Annotated in this window: 16 protein-coding genes; 10 read left to right on the top strand and 6 right to left on the bottom strand. The window is 65.8% G+C overall.

Features of this window, described 5'->3' with window-relative positions:
• The coding region (locus HMPREF1023_RS02920; RefSeq protein ID WP_009304654.1) for an ATP-binding cassette domain-containing protein at nt 1-433 on the bottom strand (433 nt) is incomplete at its 3' end.
• Nucleotides 434-501: 68 nt separating this feature from the next.
• Nucleotides 502-1,887, bottom strand: a complete 1,386-nt coding sequence (locus HMPREF1023_RS02925; protein ID WP_009304655.1) for a TrpB-like pyridoxal phosphate-dependent enzyme — start codon at nt 1,885-1,887, stop codon at nt 502-504.
• Nucleotides 1,888-2,462: 575 nt separating this feature from the next.
• Between HMPREF1023_RS02925 and HMPREF1023_RS02930 the strand changes: the two genes are divergently transcribed.
• The 5 genes from HMPREF1023_RS02930 (at nt 2,463) to HMPREF1023_RS02950 (ending at nt 8,494) form a co-directional block, all read left to right on the top strand.
• Nucleotides 2,463-4,097: an ABC transporter substrate-binding protein gene (locus HMPREF1023_RS02930; protein WP_009304656.1), complete on the top strand. Its 1,635-nt coding sequence runs from the start codon at nt 2,463-2,465 to the stop codon at nt 4,095-4,097.
• Between the two features lie 261 nt (nt 4,098-4,358).
• Nucleotides 4,359-5,378, top strand: coding sequence for an ABC transporter permease (locus HMPREF1023_RS02935; RefSeq protein ID WP_009304657.1), 1,020 nt, complete (start codon nt 4,359-4,361; stop codon nt 5,376-5,378).
• A gap of 5 nt (nt 5,379-5,383) precedes the next feature.
• Nucleotides 5,384-6,316, top strand: a complete 933-nt coding sequence (nikC, locus tag HMPREF1023_RS02940; RefSeq protein WP_015760477.1) for a nickel transporter permease — start codon at nt 5,384-5,386, stop codon at nt 6,314-6,316.
• Nucleotides 6,317-6,320: 4 nt separating this feature from the next.
• Nucleotides 6,321-7,448: an ABC transporter ATP-binding protein gene (locus tag HMPREF1023_RS02945; RefSeq protein ID WP_009304659.1), complete on the top strand. Its 1,128-nt coding sequence runs from the start codon at nt 6,321-6,323 to the stop codon at nt 7,446-7,448.
• Nucleotides 7,445-8,494 (top strand): ABC transporter ATP-binding protein, encoded by a 1,050-nt coding sequence (locus tag HMPREF1023_RS02950; protein ID WP_009304660.1) that lies wholly within the window; start codon nt 7,445-7,447, stop codon nt 8,492-8,494. Before HMPREF1023_RS02945 ends, HMPREF1023_RS02950 begins: the two co-directional genes overlap by 4 nt.
• A gap of 104 nt (nt 8,495-8,598) precedes the next feature.
• Here HMPREF1023_RS02950 and HMPREF1023_RS02955 read toward each other — a convergent pair whose 3' ends face one another.
• Nucleotides 8,599-9,900 carry a Fic family protein gene (locus tag HMPREF1023_RS02955; protein ID WP_009304661.1) on the bottom strand — a complete coding sequence of 434 codons (1,302 nt, stop codon included), beginning with the start codon at nt 9,898-9,900 and terminating at the stop codon, nt 8,599-8,601.
• A gap of 267 nt (nt 9,901-10,167) precedes the next feature.
• Between HMPREF1023_RS02955 and HMPREF1023_RS02960 the strand changes: the two genes are divergently transcribed.
• The 4 genes from HMPREF1023_RS02960 (at nt 10,168) to HMPREF1023_RS02975 (ending at nt 17,263) form a co-directional block, all read left to right on the top strand.
• Complete coding sequence (locus HMPREF1023_RS02960) at nt 10,168-11,670, top strand: FAD-dependent oxidoreductase (RefSeq protein WP_009304662.1); 1,503 nt, start codon at nt 10,168-10,170, stop codon at nt 11,668-11,670.
• 225 nt (nt 11,671-11,895) lie between these two features.
• On the top strand, nt 11,896-14,895 hold the full coding sequence (locus HMPREF1023_RS02965; protein ID WP_009304663.1) for an insulinase family protein: 3,000 nt from the start codon (nt 11,896-11,898) through the stop codon (nt 14,893-14,895).
• 558 nt (nt 14,896-15,453) lie between these two features.
• Nucleotides 15,454-16,230 carry an ABC transporter ATP-binding protein gene (locus HMPREF1023_RS02970; protein ID WP_009304664.1) on the top strand — a complete coding sequence of 259 codons (777 nt, stop codon included), beginning with the start codon at nt 15,454-15,456 and terminating at the stop codon, nt 16,228-16,230.
• A gap of 103 nt (nt 16,231-16,333) precedes the next feature.
• Nucleotides 16,334-17,263, top strand: a complete 930-nt coding sequence (locus HMPREF1023_RS02975) for a SufD family Fe-S cluster assembly protein (RefSeq protein ID WP_009304665.1) — start codon at nt 16,334-16,336, stop codon at nt 17,261-17,263.
• A gap of 294 nt (nt 17,264-17,557) precedes the next feature.
• Here HMPREF1023_RS02975 and larC read toward each other — a convergent pair whose 3' ends face one another.
• The 3 genes from larC to HMPREF1023_RS02990 all read right to left on the bottom strand — a co-directional run bounded on the left by larC (nt 17,558) and on the right by HMPREF1023_RS02990 (nt 20,080).
• Nucleotides 17,558-18,112, bottom strand: a complete 555-nt coding sequence (gene larC / locus HMPREF1023_RS02980; protein ID WP_009304666.1) for a nickel insertion protein — start codon at nt 18,110-18,112, stop codon at nt 17,558-17,560.
• On the bottom strand, nt 18,109-18,888 hold the full coding sequence (gene larB / locus HMPREF1023_RS02985; RefSeq protein ID WP_009304667.1) for a nickel pincer cofactor biosynthesis protein LarB: 780 nt from the start codon (nt 18,886-18,888) through the stop codon (nt 18,109-18,111). The genes larC and larB overlap by 4 nt, the downstream gene beginning before the upstream one ends.
• Before the next feature lie 151 nt (nt 18,889-19,039).
• Nucleotides 19,040-20,080, bottom strand: a complete 1,041-nt coding sequence (locus HMPREF1023_RS02990; protein ID WP_009608352.1) for an ABC transporter substrate-binding protein — start codon at nt 20,078-20,080, stop codon at nt 19,040-19,042.
• Between the two features lie 488 nt (nt 20,081-20,568).
• On the opposite strand from HMPREF1023_RS02990, the gene HMPREF1023_RS02995 reads away from it, so the two are divergent.
• A partial coding sequence (locus HMPREF1023_RS02995) for a double zinc ribbon domain-containing protein (RefSeq protein ID WP_369707137.1) occupies nt 20,569-21,092 on the top strand: 524 nt, incomplete at its 3' end.

Below are 21,092 nucleotides of genomic sequence, written 5' to 3' on the forward strand. Positions count from 1 at the left end.
CGCCCGACAGCTGCGCCGCGTTGCGGCCGAGCTCCACGTCGTGCAAGTCCGCCGCCTCCAGCAGGCGCTCGAGATCGCCGTCGGCCGGCGGCGCCGAGCCCGCGTTCACGGAAAGCGTCCAGGGAAGCAGCAGGTTGTCGCGCACGGTGCCGCCGACGAGCGCCGGCTGCTGCGGCACAAGGCACACGCGGCGGCGCCATTGCACCGGCTCGAACGAGGAGGACGGCGCGCCGTCCAAGAACAGCTCCCCGCCGTCGCGCGCCAGCATGCGGGCGCACACGCGCAAAAGCGTGGACTTCCCCGACCCGGACGGCCCCACGAGGTCGTACACGCCGCCGGCTTCGAGCGAAAAGCTCGCGCCCGACAACAACGTCGTGCGCACGCCGGCGCGCAGGTAGGAGGCGGTTATGTCCTCGGCTTGGAAAAGGCTCATGGAACCATAGTAGCACCCGGGCCCCGCAACGCATAGGCTGCGGGGCCCGAAGCCCGCAGGGCGCGCGCCTACTGCACGCCCTCGATGTGCGGGATGCTGGCGAAGCCGACCTCCAGCTCCTCGTCGGTGGGAACATGGTCGCTCATCTCGCCGCGGTTGTAGGCGTCGTAGGCTTTCATATCGAAATACCCCGTGCCCGTGAGGCCGAACAGAATCGTCTTCTCCTCGCCCGTCTCGGCGCAGCGGCGAGCCTCCTCCATGGCCTGGAAGATGGCGTGCGCGCTCTCGGGGGCCGGCAGGATGGTTTCGAGGCGCGCGAACTCGACGGCGGCGGCGAACACGTCGGTCTGCTTCACGGCGACGGCATCCATGTAGCCGTCGTGCTTCAGCTTCGACACGATGGGGCTCATGCCGTGGTAGCGCAAGCCGCCGGCGTGGTCGGGGCTGGGCAGGAAGCCGTTGCCCAGCGTGTACATCTTGGCCATCGGGCAGGTGCGGCCCGTGTCGGCGAAATCGTAGGCGTAGCGCCCGCGCGTGAGCGAGGGGCAGCTGGCGGGCTCGACGGCCACGAAGCGCGTGTCGGGACGCACGCCCTTGATCTTGTCGCGCATGAAGGGAGCCACGAGGCCGGCCAGGTTCGAGCCGCCGCCCGCGCAGCCGATGACCACGTCGGGGTACTCGCCCAGCTCCTCGAAGGCGGCGTAGCTCTCCAAGCCGATGACCGACTGGTGCAGCACCACCTGGTTAAGCACCGACCCCAGCGTGTAGCGGCCCTTGTTGCCGGGAATGTTGAGCGCGCGTTCCACGGCCTCGGAGATGGCCGTGCCCAGCGAGCCCGAGGAGTCGGGATGTTCGGCGAGCATCTTGCGGCCGATCTCGGTGGTATCGGACGGCGAGGGCGTCACGTGCGCATCGAACGTCTCCATGATGTTGCGGCGGAACGGCTTCTGCTCGTAGGAGCACTTCACCATGAACACGTCCAGATTGAGCCCGAAATGCGCCGACGCCTCGGCGAGCGCCGTGCCCCACTGGCCCGCACCCGTCTCGGTGGTGATGCCGTCGAGATCCTGGGCCTTCGCGTAATAAGCCTGGGCGATGGCCGAGTTCAGCTTGTGCGAGCCGGACGTGTTGTTGCCCTCGAACTTGTAGTAGATCTTGGCGGGCGTGCCGAGGGCCTTCTCCAGGTTGTACGCGCGGCACAAGGGCGACGGGCGGTAGATGCGGTACATCTCCAGCACCGGTTCGGGGATGTCGACGTAGGCCGTGTCGTCGTCCAGCTCCTGGCGCACCAGCTCGTCGCAGAACACGGAAGCCAGATCCTCGGGGCGCGCGACCTGGCCGTTCGGCAGCCGGATGGGCTCCGGCTTCTCCGGCATGTCGGCCCGCAGGTTGTACCACTGCGTCGGGATCTGGTCTTCGCGCAGGTACAGACGATGCGGTGCTTGTTCGGTCATGGTCGTTTCCTTTCCAATCGGTCGGTCCCGCGGCTTGCCCGCCGCGGATGTTCGCAGTCGGCTTCGGTTCGTGCAGCTCGCACGAAAAGAGCCCCCGGATCTCCGAGGGCTCTTCTGATAAGTATGTGTGCGTGAACAGAAGCCAGGGGACCCGGGATTAATGCGTTCTGCTCCACCACCATGCGCCGATACCCGGCGTCGCGAGGACGCTGGCAGCGCAAACGATGTTGGCGACAGGTTGCAAAGGGGAGCCTTTCATGCTCGGTTTCCGGGTACGCCCGCCAGTATAGCGCGCCGCGCAGCGAAATGCAAAGCGCGATTTTGGCCCGAATGCGCCGATAATCGTGCCGCTTGCGCCCGCCTGTTGCGCTGCCGCAGGCGCCTTTGGGCGGTTTTTCGCGCCGCAGACGGCCGATATTTGTTTCCATGGGGTAAATTACCTGGTACACAGTGCTTTATTGCACTAGAGTATGTTGATACGCTTTTTTGCTAGCATGCGCGAAAGCGTCAGCAAAGTCGCACGACTCGCTGGAGGGCCCCGTTCGACGCGGGGTGCGAGGGAAGGAGAACGACAAATGGAAGAAAGCAAGAACACGTTCAGCAGACGCCAGTTCGTCGAGCTGCTCGGCGTGTCTGCCGCAGGTTTCGGCCTGGTGAGCATGGCGGGCTGCAGCGGCGGCGACACGAGCGCGCCGGCTGCGAGCGGCGGCGACACGACGGGCGGCGGCGCGGCCGACGCCATCACGTACAGCCTCACGGCCGATCCGCGCGCGCTCGACCCGGCGTACTTCGACGACGGCGAGTCCGCAGTGGTCAGCTGCAACATCCACGAAGGCCTGTACCAGTACGGCGCCAAGGATGCGAAGGTCGCCCCGTGCCTGGCAGTCGATCTGCCCGAGATCTCGGACGACGGCAAGGTGTACACCATCAAGCTGCGCGAAGGCGTCAAGTTCCACGACGGCGCCGAGTTCAACGCGGAAGCCGTGAAGAAGTCCATCGAGCGTCAGCTCGAGCCCAACCGCAACTCCGACATGCCCTATGCGTCGTTCGTGTTCGGCGAGAAGGAGGCGGGCAACGGCGTCGAAACCGTCGAGGCCGTCGATCCCACCACCGTGAAGATCACCCTGCGCGCCGCGTCCACCCCGTTCCTGAAGAACCTGGCCATGGCGCTGGCCTCCCCCATCGTGTCCCCTGCGGCAATCGATGCCGCCACCCCCGGCCAGCCCATCGCCGAGCCCAAGGGCACGGGTCCCTACAAGTTCGTCGACTGGACGAAGGGCGCTTCGGTCACCCTCGTGGCTAACGACGAGTACTGGGGAGAAGCCCCGAAGGTCAAGAACCTCGTGTTCAAGATCATCGCCGAGGGCAACACGCGCCTGACCTCGCTCATGAACGGCGAGTGCGACATCATCTCGAGCGTCGACCCCTCGTCGGCCGACCAGGTGACCAGCAACGGCTTCGAGCTGTTCTCCGAGGACGGCATGACCATCAACTACATGGCGTTCAACACCGAGACCGGCCAGTGCACCGACCAGGAAGTGCGCAAGGCCGTCGCCCAGGCCATCAACGTCGAAGAGATGGTGCAGGCCATCTACGGCGACTACGCCACCGTGGCCAACTCGGTCATGCCCACCTGGATGGCCCCGTACGCCAAGGACGTCAAGCAGACGGCGTACGACCCCGAGGCCGCCAAGAAGACCCTGGCCGACAAGGGCATCACCTCGCTGCAGTGCATCACGTACACCACCGCGCGCCCCTACAACCAGAAGGGCGGCAGCCAGCTGGCCAACATGATCCAAGGCTACCTGTCCGAGGTAGGCGTCGACGTGAGCATCACCGAGTACGACTGGACCACCTACAAGACCAAGGTGCAGACCGATCCCTACGACATCTGCTTCTACGGCTGGACGGGCGACAACGGCGATCCGGACAACTTCATGAACCTCTTGGCCGACACGAACTGGTCCATGAACGTGGCGCACTTCCAGGACGACGAGTACAAGGCCCTCATCGCTCAGGGCGTCGACACGCCCGACGGCGATGAACGCGACGCCATCTACCTCAAGTGCGAGGAGATGGTTGCCGAGAAGCAGCCGTGGGTGCTGATCTCCCACTCCAAGAACCTGCTGGGCATCAACCCGAAGGTCAAGGACTTCTACTACCATCCGACGGGCGTTGCCTTCTTCAAGGGCGTATCCAAGGAAGCGTAAGCCTCTCGCTTCGCGCGGACGGGGCCGCTCGGCGTCGAGCGGCCCCTTTTTTGGGTTCTATTACCGCTCGGCATGGCGTTCTTGCCGTCAAACGAGAGCAAGTGCGCTACACTGTCATGCGATCTTTTTCGATCCACGACTGCACGTTCGGGCGAAACCGGACGCGCGCTCGAAGCCGAAGGCACTGCCTCCGGCTTCATTCCTGTTCGCTCGGCGCCGACACGCCGCCCGGACGGATCCCGGTAAAGAAAGGAGCAGCAGTTGCTCAAATACATCCTCAAACGAATCCTCATGGTGATTCCCGTTTTGCTGGGTGTGACAGTCATCATCTTTCTCATCACACGCGTGTTGGCCCCGGACCCGGCTCCGGTGGTTCTGGGCGAGCACGCAACGACCGAGGCGATGGCGGCATGGCGCGCCGACAACGGGCTGGACGATCCCATCTGGCTGCAGTACATCAACTTCATCGTCGGCGCGCTCCAAGGCAATCTGGGCACGTCGTACTACACCCACCAGCCGGTCACGGCCGAGATCGCGGCGCGTTTCCCCGCCACCGCCGAGCTGGCTATCTGCGCCATCATCGTGGCGTCGATCGTCGGCGTGGCCTTGGGCGTGCTGGCGGCAGTGAAGAAGAACAAGGCGGCCGACAACGTGAGCATGCTCATCGCGCTCGTCGGCGTATCGATGCCCATCTTCTGGTCGGGCATCCTGCTTATCCTGCTGTTCTCGGGCATCCTGCACTGGCTGCCGTCGAGCGGCCGCGTGTCGCCCCTCCTGCAACCGTCGGGAGGAACCGGATTCTTCATTCTCGACACCATCATGCAGGGCAACTGGGCCGGCCTCGCCGACGTGCTGGTGCACCTCATCCTGCCCACGTTGGCGCTGTCGCTGTACTCCATGGCCATCATCACGCGCATGACGCGCTCCAGCATGCTGGAGACGCTGAACGCCGACTACATCCGCACCGCGCGCGCCAAAGGCCTGTCGAAGGGCTCCGTCAACATCAAGCACGCGCTGCGCAACGCCATGCTGCCCGTGTCCACGGTCATCGGCCTGCAGTTCGGAAGCCTCTTGGGCGGCGCGCTGCTCACCGAGACGGTGTTCGCATGGCCCGGCATCGGCAAGTTCGCCGTCGACTGCGTGCTGAAGAGCGACTTCCCCGTCGTCCAGGGCATCGTGCTTCTGGTGGCGGTCATCTTCGTCATCATGAACCTCGTCGTCGACATCGTGTACGCCTACCTCGATCCCCGCATCAAGTACGGCGCGAAGGAAGAGGGGTGATCCGCATGGCGAAGAACAAGCTGCTCGCCACGGAGCCGGCCGGCGATGCCGCGCTGCTGAACGGCCAACCGGTCAAGGAGAAGCACGAGAGCATCTGGAAAGACGTGTTCGCGGGCATCGTGTCCAACAAGGCGTCGCTCGTCAGCGGCATCTTCATCCTGATCCTGGCCGCCATCGCCATCGTCACGAAGCTGGCGCCCGGCATCCTGCCCTACGACCCGTACGCGCAGAACCTCGGCGAATCGCTGCTGGGGCCCTCGGCGCAGCACTGGTTCGGCACCGACATCCAGGGCCGCGACATCTTCTGCCGCGTGCTCGTGGGCACGCAGATCACGCTGACCGTGGGCCTGGCCGCCGTGGCCATCTCGCTCACCGTGGGCGTCATCCTGGGCTCCATCGCCGGCTACAAGGGCGGCAAGTGGGACACCGTCATCATGCGCATCATGGACATGATGCTGGCCATCCCCTCCATCCTTCTGGCCATCGCCATCATGGCGGCGCTCGGGCCCGGCATCGAAAAGGCGGTCGTGGCCATCGGATTGGTGGCCATCCCCGAATACGCGCGCATCGTGCGCTCCGAGATCCTCTCCATCAAGGAGAACGATTACGTGGCCGCCGCGCGCGTCATCGGCGATTCCAACTTCAAGATCGTGTTCAAGCACGTGCTTCCCAACGTGCTGCCGTCCATCATCGTCCGCGCCACGCTGGGCATCTCCACGGCCATCCTCGACGCAGCCGCCCTCGGCTTCCTCGGCTTGGGCGTGCAGCCGCCTGCCGCCGAATGGGGCGACATGCTGGGCCGCGGGCGCAACGAGCTGTTCCGCGCGCCTTGGCTCATGATATTCCCCGGCCTGGCCATCACGCTGACCGTGCTCGCGTTCAACCTCCTGGGCGACGGCGTGCGCGACGGTCTCGACCCCAAAGCAAGGAAGAGGTGATCCCGTGCTTCTTTCGGTGAAGAACCTCTCAACGGAGTTCCCCGTCAAGAAGGGCATCGTCCGCGCCGTCGAAGACGTGAGCTTCGACGTGGATCAAGGCGAGATCCTGGCGATCGTGGGCGAGTCGGGTTCCGGCAAGTCCGTGACCAGCCTGTCCATCATGGGTCTTTTGGCCGAGCCGGGACACGTGGCCGGCGGCTCCCTGGAGTTCGAAGGCAAGGACCTCGCAACCCTGTCCGAGAAGCAGTACCGCGAACTGCGCGGCAACGACATGGCGATGATCTTCCAGGAGCCCATGACCTCGCTCAACCCGGTGTACCGCGTGGGCAACCAGATCGTGGAGGCCATCCGCACCCACGAGAAAGTGTCGAAGGCCGAGGCGAAGGACCGTGCCGTCGACCTGTTGCGCAAAGTGGGCATCCCCAGCCCCGAGGCACGCATCAACGACTACCCGCACCAGATGTCGGGCGGCATGCGCCAGCGCGTGATGATCGCCATGGCGCTGGCCTGCAACCCGAAGCTGCTCATCGCCGACGAGCCGACGACGGCCCTCGACGTGACCATCCAGGCGCAAATCCTCGATCTGCTGCGCCGCCTGCGCGACGACACGGGCATGGCCGTGCTGCTGATCACGCACGATCTGGGCGTGGTGTCGGAGACGGCCGACCGCGTGGTGGTCATGTACTGCGGCCAGGTGGTGGAGGAAGCCGAGGTGCGCACGCTGTTCGACCACCCGATGCACCCCTACACGCTGGGCCTGCTGAAGTCCATCCCCCGCCTGGAGGACGACGATTCGAAGCGCCTGTACATGATCAAGGGCATGGTGCCGAACCCGTTGGAGATGCCGCCGGGCTGCCATTTCTCAGACCGCTGCGACTCCTGCATGGACATCTGCCGCACGAAGGTTCCCGAGCTTGTGGACGTCGACGGCCATAAGGTGCGCTGCTTCCTGTACGAGAGCGCCGACGGAGAAGTGAAGAGCGAGGAAGCCATCGCCCGAGCCGAGGCCGAGGCGCTGGCCGACGTCGAAGCGGCGCGCGAGGTGGAGACCGCCGAGGCGCTGTTGGCTGCCGAAGATCTGCGCGAGGCGGAGATCGAGGAGATCGAGAAGGAAGAGGAGGCGAGCCGATGAGCGAGAACACCGCGAGCAACGCGACCGCGTCCGCGCAAGCGGGCGCGGTCGAGCAGGACATCCTGCTCGACGTCCAGCACCTCACGAAGCGTTTCGCCGCAGACACGAACTTCTTCGGCAAGGCGACCTCCTACGTGCAGGCCGTGGACGACGTGAGCTTCCAAATCCGCAAGGGAGAGGCGTTCGGCCTGGTGGGCGAATCGGGCTGCGGCAAAACCACCGTAGGCAAGATGCTGGTGAACCTGCTGAAGCCCACGTCGGGCAAAATCGTCTTCGACGGCAAAGAGCTGACGGCGATGAAGCCGGCCGAGCGCAAGCAGTACTGCAAAGACATCCAGCTGATCTTCCAGGATCCCTACGCGTCGCTCAACCCGCGCATGCGCATCGGCGACATCATCGCCGAGCCCATCATCACGAACAACATCCTGCCGAAAGACCAGGTGGAGGATCGCGTGAACGAGCTGTTAGAGCGCGTGGGCCTGGCGAACTACATGCGCAACCGCTATCCCCACGAGTTCTCGGGCGGCCAGCGCCAGCGCGTGGGCATCGCGCGCGCCCTAGCCGTGAACCCGAAGCTCATCGTGTGCGACGAGCCCGTGTCGGCGCTGGACGTGTCCATCCAGGCGCAGGTGCTGAACCTGCTGGACGAGCTGAAAGAGCAGTTCGGCCTGACGTACCTGTTCATCGCGCACGGCCTGAACGTGGTGAAGCACGTGTCCGACCGCGTGGGCGTCATGTACCTGGGCAAGATGATGGAGATCGCCCCCAAGAACGCGCTGTACGCCGACCCGCTGTCGCCGTACACGCAGGCGCTGCTGTCGGCCATCCCGTCGGTCGACCCCGCCGCCAAGAAGGAGCGCATCATCCTGGAAGGCGACGTGCCCTCGCCCATCGACCCGCCGCCGGGCTGCCGCTTCGCCAGCCGCTGCTTCGCGAAGGTGAACGGCTGCGACGAGATCATGCCTCCTTTGGTCGAGGTGAAGCCCGATCATTGCGTGGCCTGCCACCGCTACGACAAAGGCGGCCCCGGGACGGCCGTGATCTGACAACGAGAACCTCGCCGCCCCCGCGCGATCGAACCGCCTCCCATTTCTCGGACATGAGAAATGGGAGGCTTTTTCATGTCCGGGCGCTTTTTTGCGAAAGCACGTCAAGAGCGCGTCAACAGCTGGCGAAGGCCGGGGGTCACGGGGAACTCAAAGGCGCGCTTCGTGCGGACGCACTTCAAAAACCCAAGGTCGACGAGACCGTACAGGTCGGCACGCGCCGTGGCGTAAGCGACCTTGTGGGTTTTCTGATGCGACTCGATGCGAAACACCGCCTCAGGATTGCTGAGGGCCATCTGCAGCACGGAGCGCTGCCGATGATTGACGTCTACGTCGTTTCGCAGCGCGCGCACGAACGCCTCATCACGTTTGAGCATGCGTTTGAGCTCCGCTTCGACCTCGTCCAGCTTCTTGCGCACCAAACCCGTCGCCACGTCGATGTGGATGGTGTAGTCGACCTCGCCGTCAACGAGGACGGCGGCGTCTTTCACCAGCGACATGACGGCGGGCGGGCGAAGGATGCCGCTTTCCCAGGCGCCCATAGGCTTCACGATGGGCACGTACGCCAACACGGGCCGTTCCGTCTTCCTGAACAACAGCTTCATCATGAGCGAGCACACGGCGCCGTTCCAATCCGGCAGCGGGTGCACGCTCATGAACAGGTGGCGGACGCCCAAGGCCAGCAACAGCGGATGCTCGGCATACGTTTCGCTGTTCTCCTCGATGATCTTCGACACGAGCGCGAGCGCCGCAGAGCGATCGAGCGGCTTGCGCTTCCACAAGCGGGAACCCTGTCGCGACGAACGGGTGACCTGGCGCTCCACGCCGCGCGAAACCCGTTCGTACACCTCGAGGACGATCTCGGGCGTGCAAGGCCTTCCGGCAAGCTCCTCAAGATGCCAGGCGGTTCGATGCCAGTTCAAAAGGAGGCGCTCTTCCGAGGTTTCCGGGTCGCGCTCGGAAAGCAGCACCTCGCGCGCCTTCTCGTAACCGATGGACAAACCGTCCTCTTTCAGCGTCGCAACGGCCTCGTCCACGTGCGCCTCTACCAGAAAGTACGTGGCGTTGCGCGAACGCACGGCCAAATCGAGCCACGACCCTGCATGGCAGCGCTTGTCGATATCGTCGAGGTTCGCCACGATCGAGCGCGTGGGATAGTACCAACCGCGCCGCCCTTCCCCATCGCGAAACGGCAGTTCGACGGCCGTCTGGCGCCGCAGCGCGTTGAGGATGTCCCACGCCTGCTCGCGCGAGACGCCCTCCGGCATAGCAAGCATTTCGAACTCTTCGCGCGTCAGCGGACGCTCGTCCGCCAACACGCGCAGGCCGCAGAACACCGGATCCTTCAAAAGCGAGATCATCTGCCGCACCGTCGCATCGGACATGGCGGCCGTCTTCGTCTCCACCAGATCGCCCCTCCTCGATTTGATAGATTTTGATAGTTCATGATACGTGCTTCTCGTTCGAATGCCAACAAGGGAACGGACAACGGTGGCAAGAGGTTTGAACTGGTATTTCTTCGGGGATTCCCCGCTTTTCGCACTTCGGGAAAGCCTCAGATAACTATCAATTTTCCAGATATTGACAGTTAAATCGATGGCCGCGTACCCTTTTCGCCAGGCGCAAGCCGAAAGGGAGGAACAATCGACAACATCATGAAAGGGAGTGGGATCATGAGCGATGGAAAGCGCATGACGCGAAGGGGATTCGTAGGAGCGGCGCTCGCCGGCACTATGGGCGTTGCGGCGTCCTCGTTCTTGGCCGGATGCAGCGCACCGACGTCCTCGAGCGATTCGCAGGAGTGGGATCAGGAAGCCGATGTCGTGGTGGTGGGAGCAGGCGGGGCCGGACTCGCGGCCGCCATCGAAGCCGCGAACGCGGGTGCGAGCGTGCTGCTGCTCGAGAAGGCCAGCGCCGTCGGAGGCGACTCCGCGCTGAGCGACGGCATCTTGGGCGGCTGGGGCACCAAACTGGCGAAAGAGCAGGGCATCGACGCCGACGCCGACGACGTGTACCGCTGGTTCACGCGTCATCCCGAATGGTACGGACCGAAGGATCCCGCCATCGCGCGCGTGCTGGCCGACAAGAGCGGAGAGACGATCGATTGGCTGCAGGAGATGGGCGTGCCTTTCCTGAAGGAAGTAGGGCCGCTGTTCGGGTACACCGAACTGCCGGTCATCCACCATGTCGATGGCAAGGGCGCCGAGATGGTGCGCGTGCTCGCCGAGACGGCCGAAAAAGCCGGCGTGGGCACGCTCACCGACACCTCGGCAACGAAGCTGGTCGCCGACGCCGACGGACGCGTCATCGGCGTGGAGGCGGTTCAGAAGAAGAACCCCGTGCGCATCAAGGCGAACAAAGGCGTGGTCATGGCAACGGGCAGCTTCGCCGGAAGCACGGCCATGATCGGCCAGATGAACGCCGAATGCGCCAACCTGCTGCCGGGCTCGAACCCCGGAGCCACGGGCGACGGCCTGGTCATGGCCATGGAGCTGGGCGCCTACACCACACGCGTCTCGGACATGCCGCTGATGAGCTCGTTGGCAGGCCTTGAATCGGGCAGCATCGTCAACATCAACTACGGGATGCGCCTGCCGGGGCTCTGGCTCGATGCCGAAGGCCAGCGCTTCTTCGACGAATCGACCCCCTACGAAAACCCCAACGGGCACCGCGCCATCGTGCGCAAGCAGAACGAGCAGGGATCGCCGGTCATCGCGTTGCTGGGAACCACGCCCGAGCTGGACGCCATGCAGGCCACGTACCCGCTGAAATGGGCCACCGCCGACACCGTAGAGGAAGTCGCCGGCATGGTAGGCCTCGACGGCGCGAAGGCGAAGGCCACCGTCGAGCGCTATAACGGCTTCTGCGAAGCGGGCAAGGACGAGGACTGCGGAACTCCCGCCGACAAGATGGTGCCCATGACCGGCCCCTTCTACGCAGCTCCTATCGCCGTGAGCACCTCGGTCACCGTCGGCGGCTTCAAGACGAACGAGCAGGCTCAGGCCCTCAGGCTCGCCTTGGCTTCCAGCGGCTCGCTGACCGAACCGATCCCCGGCCTGTACGCCGCCGGCGTGGTATGCGAGTGGAACTGCGCCGCCGGAGCCACGGTGCTCAGCGCGATGACGCTCGGCCGCATCGCGGGTCGAAGCGCCGCTGCGGAGGCCTCCGCAGCCTAGCGGCATCGGACAATCGCCCCCTCCCCTTCGAGAGGCCTGCCTGCTTGGGCGGGCCTCTCGCCCCGCATGAGCGCCTTGGGCTTAACCGGTGTGCAACGATTCTCCGGATCGTCGGCGAACCCTGACGACGATGCGACCTGTTCGCGCTATCATAGACGTCGACACACGAACTCGCGCTCGACGGCCGATTATCGGTATCGAGCTCATCCGGAAAGGCGGCATTGCATGGACCTTGCTCCCGAGCAGAAGCTGCACGGATTCACCGTGCGCACGCGCGAAGAACTTCCCGAGATCGACGGCACGGCGTACGTGCTCGACCACGACAAGAGCGGCGCGCAGCTGCTGTACCTGCGAAACGACGACAACAACAAGGCGTTCTCCATCGCGTTCAAGACGCCGCCCGCCGACGACACGGGCGTGTTCCACATCCTGGAGCACTCGGTGCTGTGCGGCTCGGACAAGTTTCCCGTCAAGGAGCCGTTCGTCGACCTGCTGAAAAGCTCGATGCAGACGTTTCTGAACGCCATGACCTTCCCCGACAAGACGATGTATCCGGTGGCCAGCACGAACGACCAGGACTTGCTGAACCTCGCCGACGTGTACCTCGACGCGGTGCTGCACCCGGCCATCTACCGTAAACGCGCCATCTTCGAACAGGAGGGCTGGCACTACGAGCTGGGCGGCGACACGGAAGCCGAAGCGGGCGACTCCGTTGCAGGCGACGCCGTGGCCGCCACGGAAGCCGCCGACGGGTCTGCGCGCCTCGTGCTGAACGGCGTGGTGTACAACGAGATGAAGGGCGCGCTGTCCGATCCGAATTCGGTGCTGTACGACGAGCTGCAGGCGGCGCTGTTCCCCGACACGGCCTACCGCTTCGAGTCGGGCGGCACGCCGCGCGCCATCCCCGACCTCACCTACGAGCAGTTCCTGGAGGAGCACCGCCGCCACTACCGCCTGGACAACAGCTACCTCACGTTGTACGGCGATCTCGACCTGGACGGCATGCTGGCCTTCCTCAACGAACGCTACCTGTCCCCCGTCGCCGACGAGCAGGCGGCCGCGACGGGCATCGGCTCCGAGGGCGCGCCTCTCGGCCCCCACGAGCTGCGCGAGCAGGCGCCCGTACGCGCGCTGGGCGTGAAGAGGAACATGGCTACCGCGCCCGAGAACGCGTGCGCCGGGCTGGGCTACGTCATCGGCAACGCGTGCGAGCGCACGCGCATGACGGCCGTGGACATCCTCATCGACGCCATCGCAGGCTCGAACGAGGCGCCGCTCAAGCGCGCCCTGCTGGACGCGGGGCTGGCGGCCGACGCTACGGCGTTCTTCGCCGACTCGCTGCTGCAGCCGTTCGCGGTCATCCAGCTGCGCGGACTGGAGGAAGGCGGTGCCGAGCGTTTCCGCCCGGTCGTGGAGGAAACGCTGCGCAAGCTGGCCGACGGAGGGCTCGACCGCACGCTCGTGGAGGCGTCGCTGTCGCGCGCCGAGTTCGTCATGCGCGAGCGCGAGTACGGCATGCCCGACGGCGTAGCGCTGGCGATGAGCTCGCTGGCGGGCTGGCTGTACGACGACGATGCGGCCACGTCCTACCTCAAGTACGAGGACGACTTCGCGTTTCTGCGCAAAGCGCTGGACGAGGGGTATTTCGAGCGGCTGATCCGCGAGGTGTTCCTGGACAGCGACCATATGGCCGAGGTGGAGATCGTGCCGGTCGACGGCGACGAGGACGCCTACGAGGAGGAGCGCCTGGCCGCCGTCGAAGCCGCCATGACTCCCGAGGACTACGTTCGCGTGGCCGACGAGGAGGCCGCGCTGCGCCGCTTGCAGGAGGAGCCCGACTCGCCCGAAGCTTTGGCCGTGCTGCCGCGCCTGTCGGTAGCCGACATAAAGGACGCTCCCGAGGAGCCCGCGTACGGCCCGGTAGAAGACGCGTCTGTTCCTACGCTGCGCCACGACGTTCCCACGCGCGGCATCGCCTACGCCTACCGCTACTTCGACCTCGACCGCGTCGCGTTCGACGAACTTCCTTACGTGGCCGTTCTGGGCCTCGTGCTGGGCAAGCTGGGAACCGCACGACATACCGCCTCCGAGCTGGACACGCTCGTCAACGGCAAGCTGGGCAACCTCACGTTCTTCGCCGAGATTTACGAGAGCGAGACCGACCCCGCTGCCCTGGCTCCGAAGTTCGTCGTCAGCTCCAGCGCTCTGACCGAGAACGTGCGCGAGCTGGCCGAGCTGCCCCGCGAGATCATGCTGGAGACCGACTTCTCCGACACGGGCAAGATCAAGGACGTGCTGCAGCAGCGCCGCATCGGCATGGAGCAGGGCTTCGCGAACGCGGGGCACGCCAGCGCCATGGCGCACCTGGCCTCGTACTACCTGCCGGCCGGCGTGGTGCGCGAGCAGCTGGGCGGCGTCGGGTTCTACCGCTTCCTCAAGCAGCTGCTGGCCTCGTTCGACGAGCGCGCCGAAGAGGTGTCCGCGCGCCTGGCCGACCTCGCCGCGCGCCTGTTCGCCGACGACGCTCTGACGCTGAGCTTCACCGGCACGGACGGCGACTACGAGCGCTTCCTGGCCGCAGGCGCCGCGCTCGGCCGCACGCGCCCCGCTGACGGCGTGCGCTTGATCGCGCCCGACCCCGTGGCGCTCAATGAGGCGTTCATCGTGCCCACCGACGTGTGCTATGCGGCCCAGGGCTTCGACCGCCGCGCCTTCGACGCGGGCTACACGGGCGCCTGGCAGGTGGCCGCGCGGGCGCTTTCCTACGACTACCTGTGGAACGAGGTGCGCGTGAAGGGCGGCGCGTACGGGGCGGGCTTCCAGACGGCGCGCACCGGCAATCTGCGCTTCTACTCGTATCGCGACCCGCACCTCGACGACACGCTGGCCCACTTCGCCAGGGCTTCCGAGTGGTTGGCCAAGTTCGACCCCGCCGCCGAGGCGATGGAAGGCTACGTGGTGAGCACCGTGGCCGGGTTCGACACCCCGCTCAAGGCGCGCGCCCTCGTGCGGCGCCAGGACGGCGACTTCTTCGGCGGACGCACGCCCGAGAGCCGTGCCGCCACGCGCGCCCAGATGATCGACGCGGACGCCGCTGCGCTGCGCGCGCTGGCCGGGCCCATCGCCGAAGCCGTCGCGATGAACGCCGTGTGCGTGTTCGGCAGCAAGGACATCATCGAGGCGTCCGATGCCGGCCTTGCGGTTATCGACCTGCTGAACGAGTAGGCCCGCGACGTAAACAGAGCGCTTCGACCGCGGCCCCGACGCAGACGCCGGGGCCGCCTCGCGCCCAGCCCCTTTCGCACGCAACCGCGACAGCGCGTCACGGCGATCACGGACCGAGGCCGGAATGGCAACAATGCATCGAATTCGGAATACGCGCGGGGGTCGAAAGCGCGAATAGCGGCCCTGCTATGGTGTCGCGCATTTTGCGACCAGGCATTCCGTCGAAAGGAACCCCTCGGGCTCTCCGCAACGCAGCCCTGAGAGTTCCGAATTCGATGCATTATCGCCACCCGAACCCCTGCCGGATGCTCGCACGCCGGCCTTTGCCTGGCAAGCCCTGAAAATCGTACTTCCGAAGCACACGTCCTCGCGCTTGAGCTAGAATAAGCGGTTGGAACCGAGTGCGTGCGAAGCGATTGGATCCGGGGGTCGTCCCGGCCGTTGACGGCCGAGGCGGACGCGCCTGTCGCCGAGCATGCGGCCGCGCTTGACCGAGCGCCGCAATAATGATAGTAATACAGTATCAAATAGACGAGAAGAATACGGAGAGCTGCTGTTATGCTGGAACTCAAGAACCTCACCTTCGAGGTGCCGCTTGCGGACGGATCGAAGGAAACGAAGCGCATCATCGACGATCTGTCGCTCACCATCCCCGACGGCCGCTTCACGGTTATCACCGGCCCGAACGGCGGGGGCAAGTCGACGCTGGCCAAGCTCATCATGGGCGTCGAGCGCGCGACGAGCGGCCAGATCCTGCTGGACGGCGAGGACATCACCGACCTGTCCATCTCCGAGCGCGCCAAGAAGGGCATCGGCTACGGTTTCCAACAGCCCGCACGCTTCAAGGGCATGAAGGTGAAGAAGCTGCTGGACATCGCGGCCGGCAAGAAGCTGCCGATGCTCGCGTGCAACGAGTACCTGGCGAAGGTGGGCCTGTGCTCGGCCAGCTACCTCACGCGCGAGGTGGACAAGAACCTGTCCGGCGGCGAGGTGAAGCGCATCGAGATCGCCACCATCCTCGCGCGCGACCCGAAGCTGGCCATCTACGACGAGCCCGAGGCGGGCATCGACCTGTGGAGCTTCGACCGCCTGACCGAGACGTTCCGCGACATCCACGAGGCGCGCGACGGCCGCTCCATCGTGATCATCTCGCACCAGGAGCGCATCATCCAGCTGGCCGACGAGATCGTGCTTCTGCGCGACGGCAAGGTTGCCGAGACGGGCACGCCCGAGGAGCTCATGCCGAAGCTGGGCTTCGTGGCGAAGGGCATCCCCGGCTGCCAGCTGAGCACCCCCACCGAGCTGCACCTCACGGAGATCGCCACCACCTGCTAACCCGCCCACGCCGCGCTGCGAATGTTTCACGTGAAACATTCGTTCGCGTTCACGCACGCGGCAGCTGCACGAAGCCGCCGCTTTGAACCAGAAGGAGGCCATCATGGCTGTTGATCTTTCCCCCATCGACGAGAGCCTGCTCGCCGAGATCGCCAACATACACGGCATGCCGAAAGGCGCGTTCAACATCCGCAAGGACGGCGAGCTCGTCGAGCGCCACTCCTCGGCGAACATCGAGATCGCCACGAAGACGGACAACCCCGGCATCGACATCCGCATCAAGGCCGGCACGAAGGGCGAGACGGTGTACATCCCGGTCATCGTCACGCAGGCGGGCCTGAAGGACGTCGTGTACAACACGTTCTACATCGAGGACGACTGCGACGTGACCATCATCGCCGGCTGCGGCATCCACAACGAGAGCCACCAGGCCTCCGAGCATGACGGCATCCATACCTTCTACTGCGGCAAGAACAGCCGCGTGAAGTACGTGGAGAAGCACTACGGTGAAGGCACCGGCACCGGCGAGCGCATCCTCAACCCCGTGACCAACGTGATCATGGACGAGAATTCCAGCTGCGAGATGGAGCTCACACAGCTGCGCGGCGTGTCGTCCACCGTGCGCGACACGAACGCCGAGCTGGGCGCGGGCGCGAAGCTGGTGCTGACCGAGAAGCTGCTGACCCACGACGACCAGGTGGCCACCTCGAACATGAAGGTGGAGCTCAAGGGCGACGATTCCAGCGTGCAGGTAATCTCGCGCTCGGTGGCGCAGGACAACTCCAAGCAGATCTTCAACCCGCTGGTCATCGGCGAGGCGCAGTGCCGCGGCCACGTGCAGTGCGACGCCATCCTCATGGGCACGGCGAAGGTGACCGCCATCCCCGGCATCGAGGCCGCCCACGAGGACGCCCTGCTGGTGCACGAGGCCGCCATCGGCAAGATCGCCGGCGACCAGATCACGAAGCTCATGACCCTGGGGCTGACCGAAGAGGAAGCCGAGCAGGAGATCCTCGAGGACTTCCTGAACTAGCCGGTTCCGTCGGCCTCGCGGCCGACGGAACGACCCGGCACTGCGAAGGCCCCCGGCATCCGGCCTTGCCCCTTGTGCGCCGCTCGGCGCGTACCGAAGTACGCTTGGCAGCGCAGCGGGACAACTCCGAACGCCGGGGGCCTTCTCGCTGCCTTGCTGCGCCAACCCGCGAGGCGTTGTTCTCCCTCCAAATGCCGCGCGGATGTTTCACGTGAAACATTTGTTTGCTCGAACGAGTGTTTCACGTGAAACACTCTGACGAAGCGCTACGACGCGGAGCGGCGGAGCGGGTTGCTACGCGTCGTAGCGCTGCACGAAGTGGAGGATGACGGCGGCGCTCGTGGGGGTACAGCGCTCGCCTTCCAGCTTGCGATCGCACGTGGGGATGCCGCGGGCGATGATGGCGGCGGTGGCCGGCGCGGGGATGGGCAGCTCGCCGTGGGCGCATCGCACGGTGCCGCTGCCGGTCTGCACGCGGGTGGCCGCGATCTCGTCCGGGTCGAGCGCCTCCACGGCCAGGCAGATAGCGAGCACGTTGCGCAGCGCCTCGCCGTTGCCCACTTCGTGGAAGTGCGTCTCCTCCACCGCACAGCCGTGCGCCGTCGCCTCGGCCTCGGCGAGGATGCGGTAGACGGCGCGCATGTCGTCCTTCGCCCGCTCGCTCGCATCGAGCGCATCGATGGTGGCGTTCACCTCGCCCAGGTCGTGATGATGCCCGTCGGGCACGCCGGCCGCTTCGGCGGCCTCCAGCACCTGCGCGCGCCGCTCTTCGGGCAGTTGCAGCAACGCCTCGGCCAGCAGGTGCCGCCGCGTGGCGTTCTCTTCCAAGTTCCAAACCAACGTCGTCATGCCGTCCTCGCTTTCACATGGTTGATCATATGGGCCTGGTAGCCCGCGCCGAAGCCGTTGTCGATGTTGACGACGGACACGCCCGAGGCGCACGAGTTCAGCATGGCCAGCAGGGCCGCGACGCCGCCGAAGCTGGCGCCGTAGCCCACGCTCGTGGGCACGGCGATCACCGGGCACGACGCGAGACCGCCCACCACGCTGGCCAGCGCGCCCTCCATGCCCGCCACCGCCACCACGACGCTGGCCCGCGCGATGTCGTCGGCATGCGCCAGCAAGCGATGGATGCCGGCCACGCCCACGTCGTACAGGCGCACCGCTTCGTTGCCCAGCATCTCGGCCGTCACGGCGGCTTCCTCCGCCACCGGAAGGTCGCTCGTGCCGGCGGCGGCTATCACGATAGGCCCGTTGCCGTCGGGCTCGGGCGCCTCGCCCAGGATGCCGAGACGCGGTCCTTGGCGGTAAGCGAACGCGAGAGGGCACGCGCCTTCCAGGGCACGTTCGACCGCGGCGGCCTTCTCGGCGTCGAGCCGGGTGACCAGCACGCGCTCCTGCCCGTTCTCCACGAGCGCGCGGCACACGCCCGCTATCTGCTCGGCCGTCTTGCCCGCACCGTACACCACCTCCGACACGCCCTGGCGCATGCCGCGATGGTTGTCCACCGTCGCGTAGCCCAGCTCCGTGAACGGGGCGATGCGCAGCGCCTGCTCGGCCTCGTCGACGGCGGTCTCGCCCGCCGCGACGCGCTCGAGCAGCTCGCGCAGTTGTCGTTGCTCCATGTTCAACCTCCGTCATGATACCGATCGTCGACCATTGAACCACTTGGAGCGCACTCCAAGTCAAGCGCTTCTCCTTCCCCGTCATAAAGAAAGCCCCGGACGCACGATGTCGGCGTTCCAGGGCTTTCGAACGTTCGGGAGGATCTCGGCTCTAAGCAGCGACGTCTCCAGGCTGCACGGCGTTCTCGCCCGCGTTCACCTCGTCGCCGGCACCCGTGCCTTCGTCGGCAGGAGCAGCGTCCCCGTCAGCGTTCTCGCCTTCGCTCTCGTCTTTCGGCTCCTTCGAAGCAACGGTCGCGCCCGCGTCCGTGGACTTGGTGGCGCCGGCAGTCAGCGGCGTGGACGAAAGGTCGAGCGCGGTACCCAGCCACTTCGTCTCGATGACGCCGATGGTGCCGTTGCCGGTCAGCGTGGCGAGGGCTTCGGAGACCGCTTGCTTGAGATCGGTGTTCGCATCCGACACGCCCACGCCGTAGCCGCCCGCCTGCTGCATGAGCGCCACGATATGCACGTCGTCGCCCGCGCTGTGCGCCGCGTACGTCCCGATGATGGCATCGGCCGCCACGTACTGCACCTGGCCCGAGGCCAGCTCGGCGAACGCGCTCTTGAGGTCGTCGGTCGTGGAGAAGGTTGCCTTGTCGAATTCGTTCGTCACCGCCCAAGCGCTCTTCGACGACACCTGCGCGGCGATCTTCGTCTCGACGACGTTCGTGGGAACCTGCGTGTTGGACGGCGCGGAGAACAACGCCACGGCCGTAGGCAGGTACGCGTCAGACTTCCAGAACGAGGTGCTGCTGTCGGACTTGTCGATGCCCATGACGATGTCGACCGTTCCCTCTTTGAGGGCCGATTCGGCATCCGATCCCACGTTGACGACCTCGAGCTTCAGCCCGAAGCTGTCAGCCAGCGCCGCCGCCACGTCCACGTCGATGCCGACGATTTTGGACGAGGAGGAAGGCTGTCCCGCCAGGGGCTGGTTGTCGGTGTTCACACCGACGCGCAGCGTACCGTCCTTGCCGATGGTCGGCGAGGACAGCGTGGGCGTCTTCTCGGGGGGAGTGTAGCTCTGCTGCGATGAGCAGCCCGTCAGAACGACGAGCAGGGCCGCCATGCACGCGACCGCCATGCAGCAGGACGCGAGCGTTTTATAACGCTTCATAACCGGTGAGCCTCCATCTAGCTTGATGTTCATGCTGCCTCTTTCGACTGACCTAGTCTTTGCCCCCACACTCGCGCACTGGAACTCAGCTTGCGCCTTGCCCTCTCGCCCGTCGCAACCGGATGTCGCGATACTCAGGCGGTGCGGCTTACCTCTAGGATACGCCATGATCGTCGCGCGGAGACCGCGCGGCTTACGTGGGTCCTTTCGACCGCATCTGCCGTGGACTGAGGTTGAAAAACCCGCAACTACAGACTCGAAAGAAGCGTCACTCAGTGTACCAGATCATGAAAACGCCTGAAAGCCGAGCCGCACAATCCGCGAGAAACGCGCGGACGCCGCCGAAAGGGCCCCAGGCGAACACGCCGCCCGAACGCCGGACACGATGAGGGGGCGCTGCTCCTTCGAGGCTCCGCGCGTCGAAAGACCTGCAAGGTCCTGTGAAGCGTGCATGCTTTCGCGACGCCGGCCAGGCCTGCGGCGCACATGCGAGAAGCGCGCGAGAAACGAGGGGAAAGCGCGTGGAAACGACGCTGGATCGGCGTGGAATCCGCGCGAGAACGGCGGGTGCCGGACATGAGAGCGCCGTGTGCGGCGCGTGGAAGGCTCCGTGCTATCCTCGTAGGATGACGATCGCCCGCACAACCCTCGCCCTCGCCCCCGCACGCCCGACCGCACGGGAAGCAGGCGCATGCCCGCGCGTTCCCCGCCGCGAGCGTCTGCTGAGGACGGCGGGCCTCTACGGGCGCGGAGCCGCCGAGGCCATCGCCGAGACGCTGTGGCCCACGCGCTGCGCCGTATGCGACACCCCGGGCGAGGTGCTGTGCGCGCCTTGCAGCCTCAACCTGAGCCATATCGACTGGTGGCGCGCCTGCCCGCGCTGCGGCGCGCCGTTCGGCCGCGTGCAGTGCAGCGAGTGCAACGACGTGCTGATGAGCGTTGCCGGACGCGACGAGCCGCCCTTCGACGCCTGCGCGAGCGCCGTCGCCTTCGACGATGCCGCCGCCCGCATCGTGCGCACTTGGAAGGATGCCGGCGAGCGGCG

It is taken from the genome of Eggerthella sp. 1_3_56FAA (assembly GCF_000185625.1).
GTDB classification, from domain to species: Bacteria; Actinomycetota; Coriobacteriia; order Coriobacteriales; family Eggerthellaceae; genus Eggerthella; species Eggerthella lenta.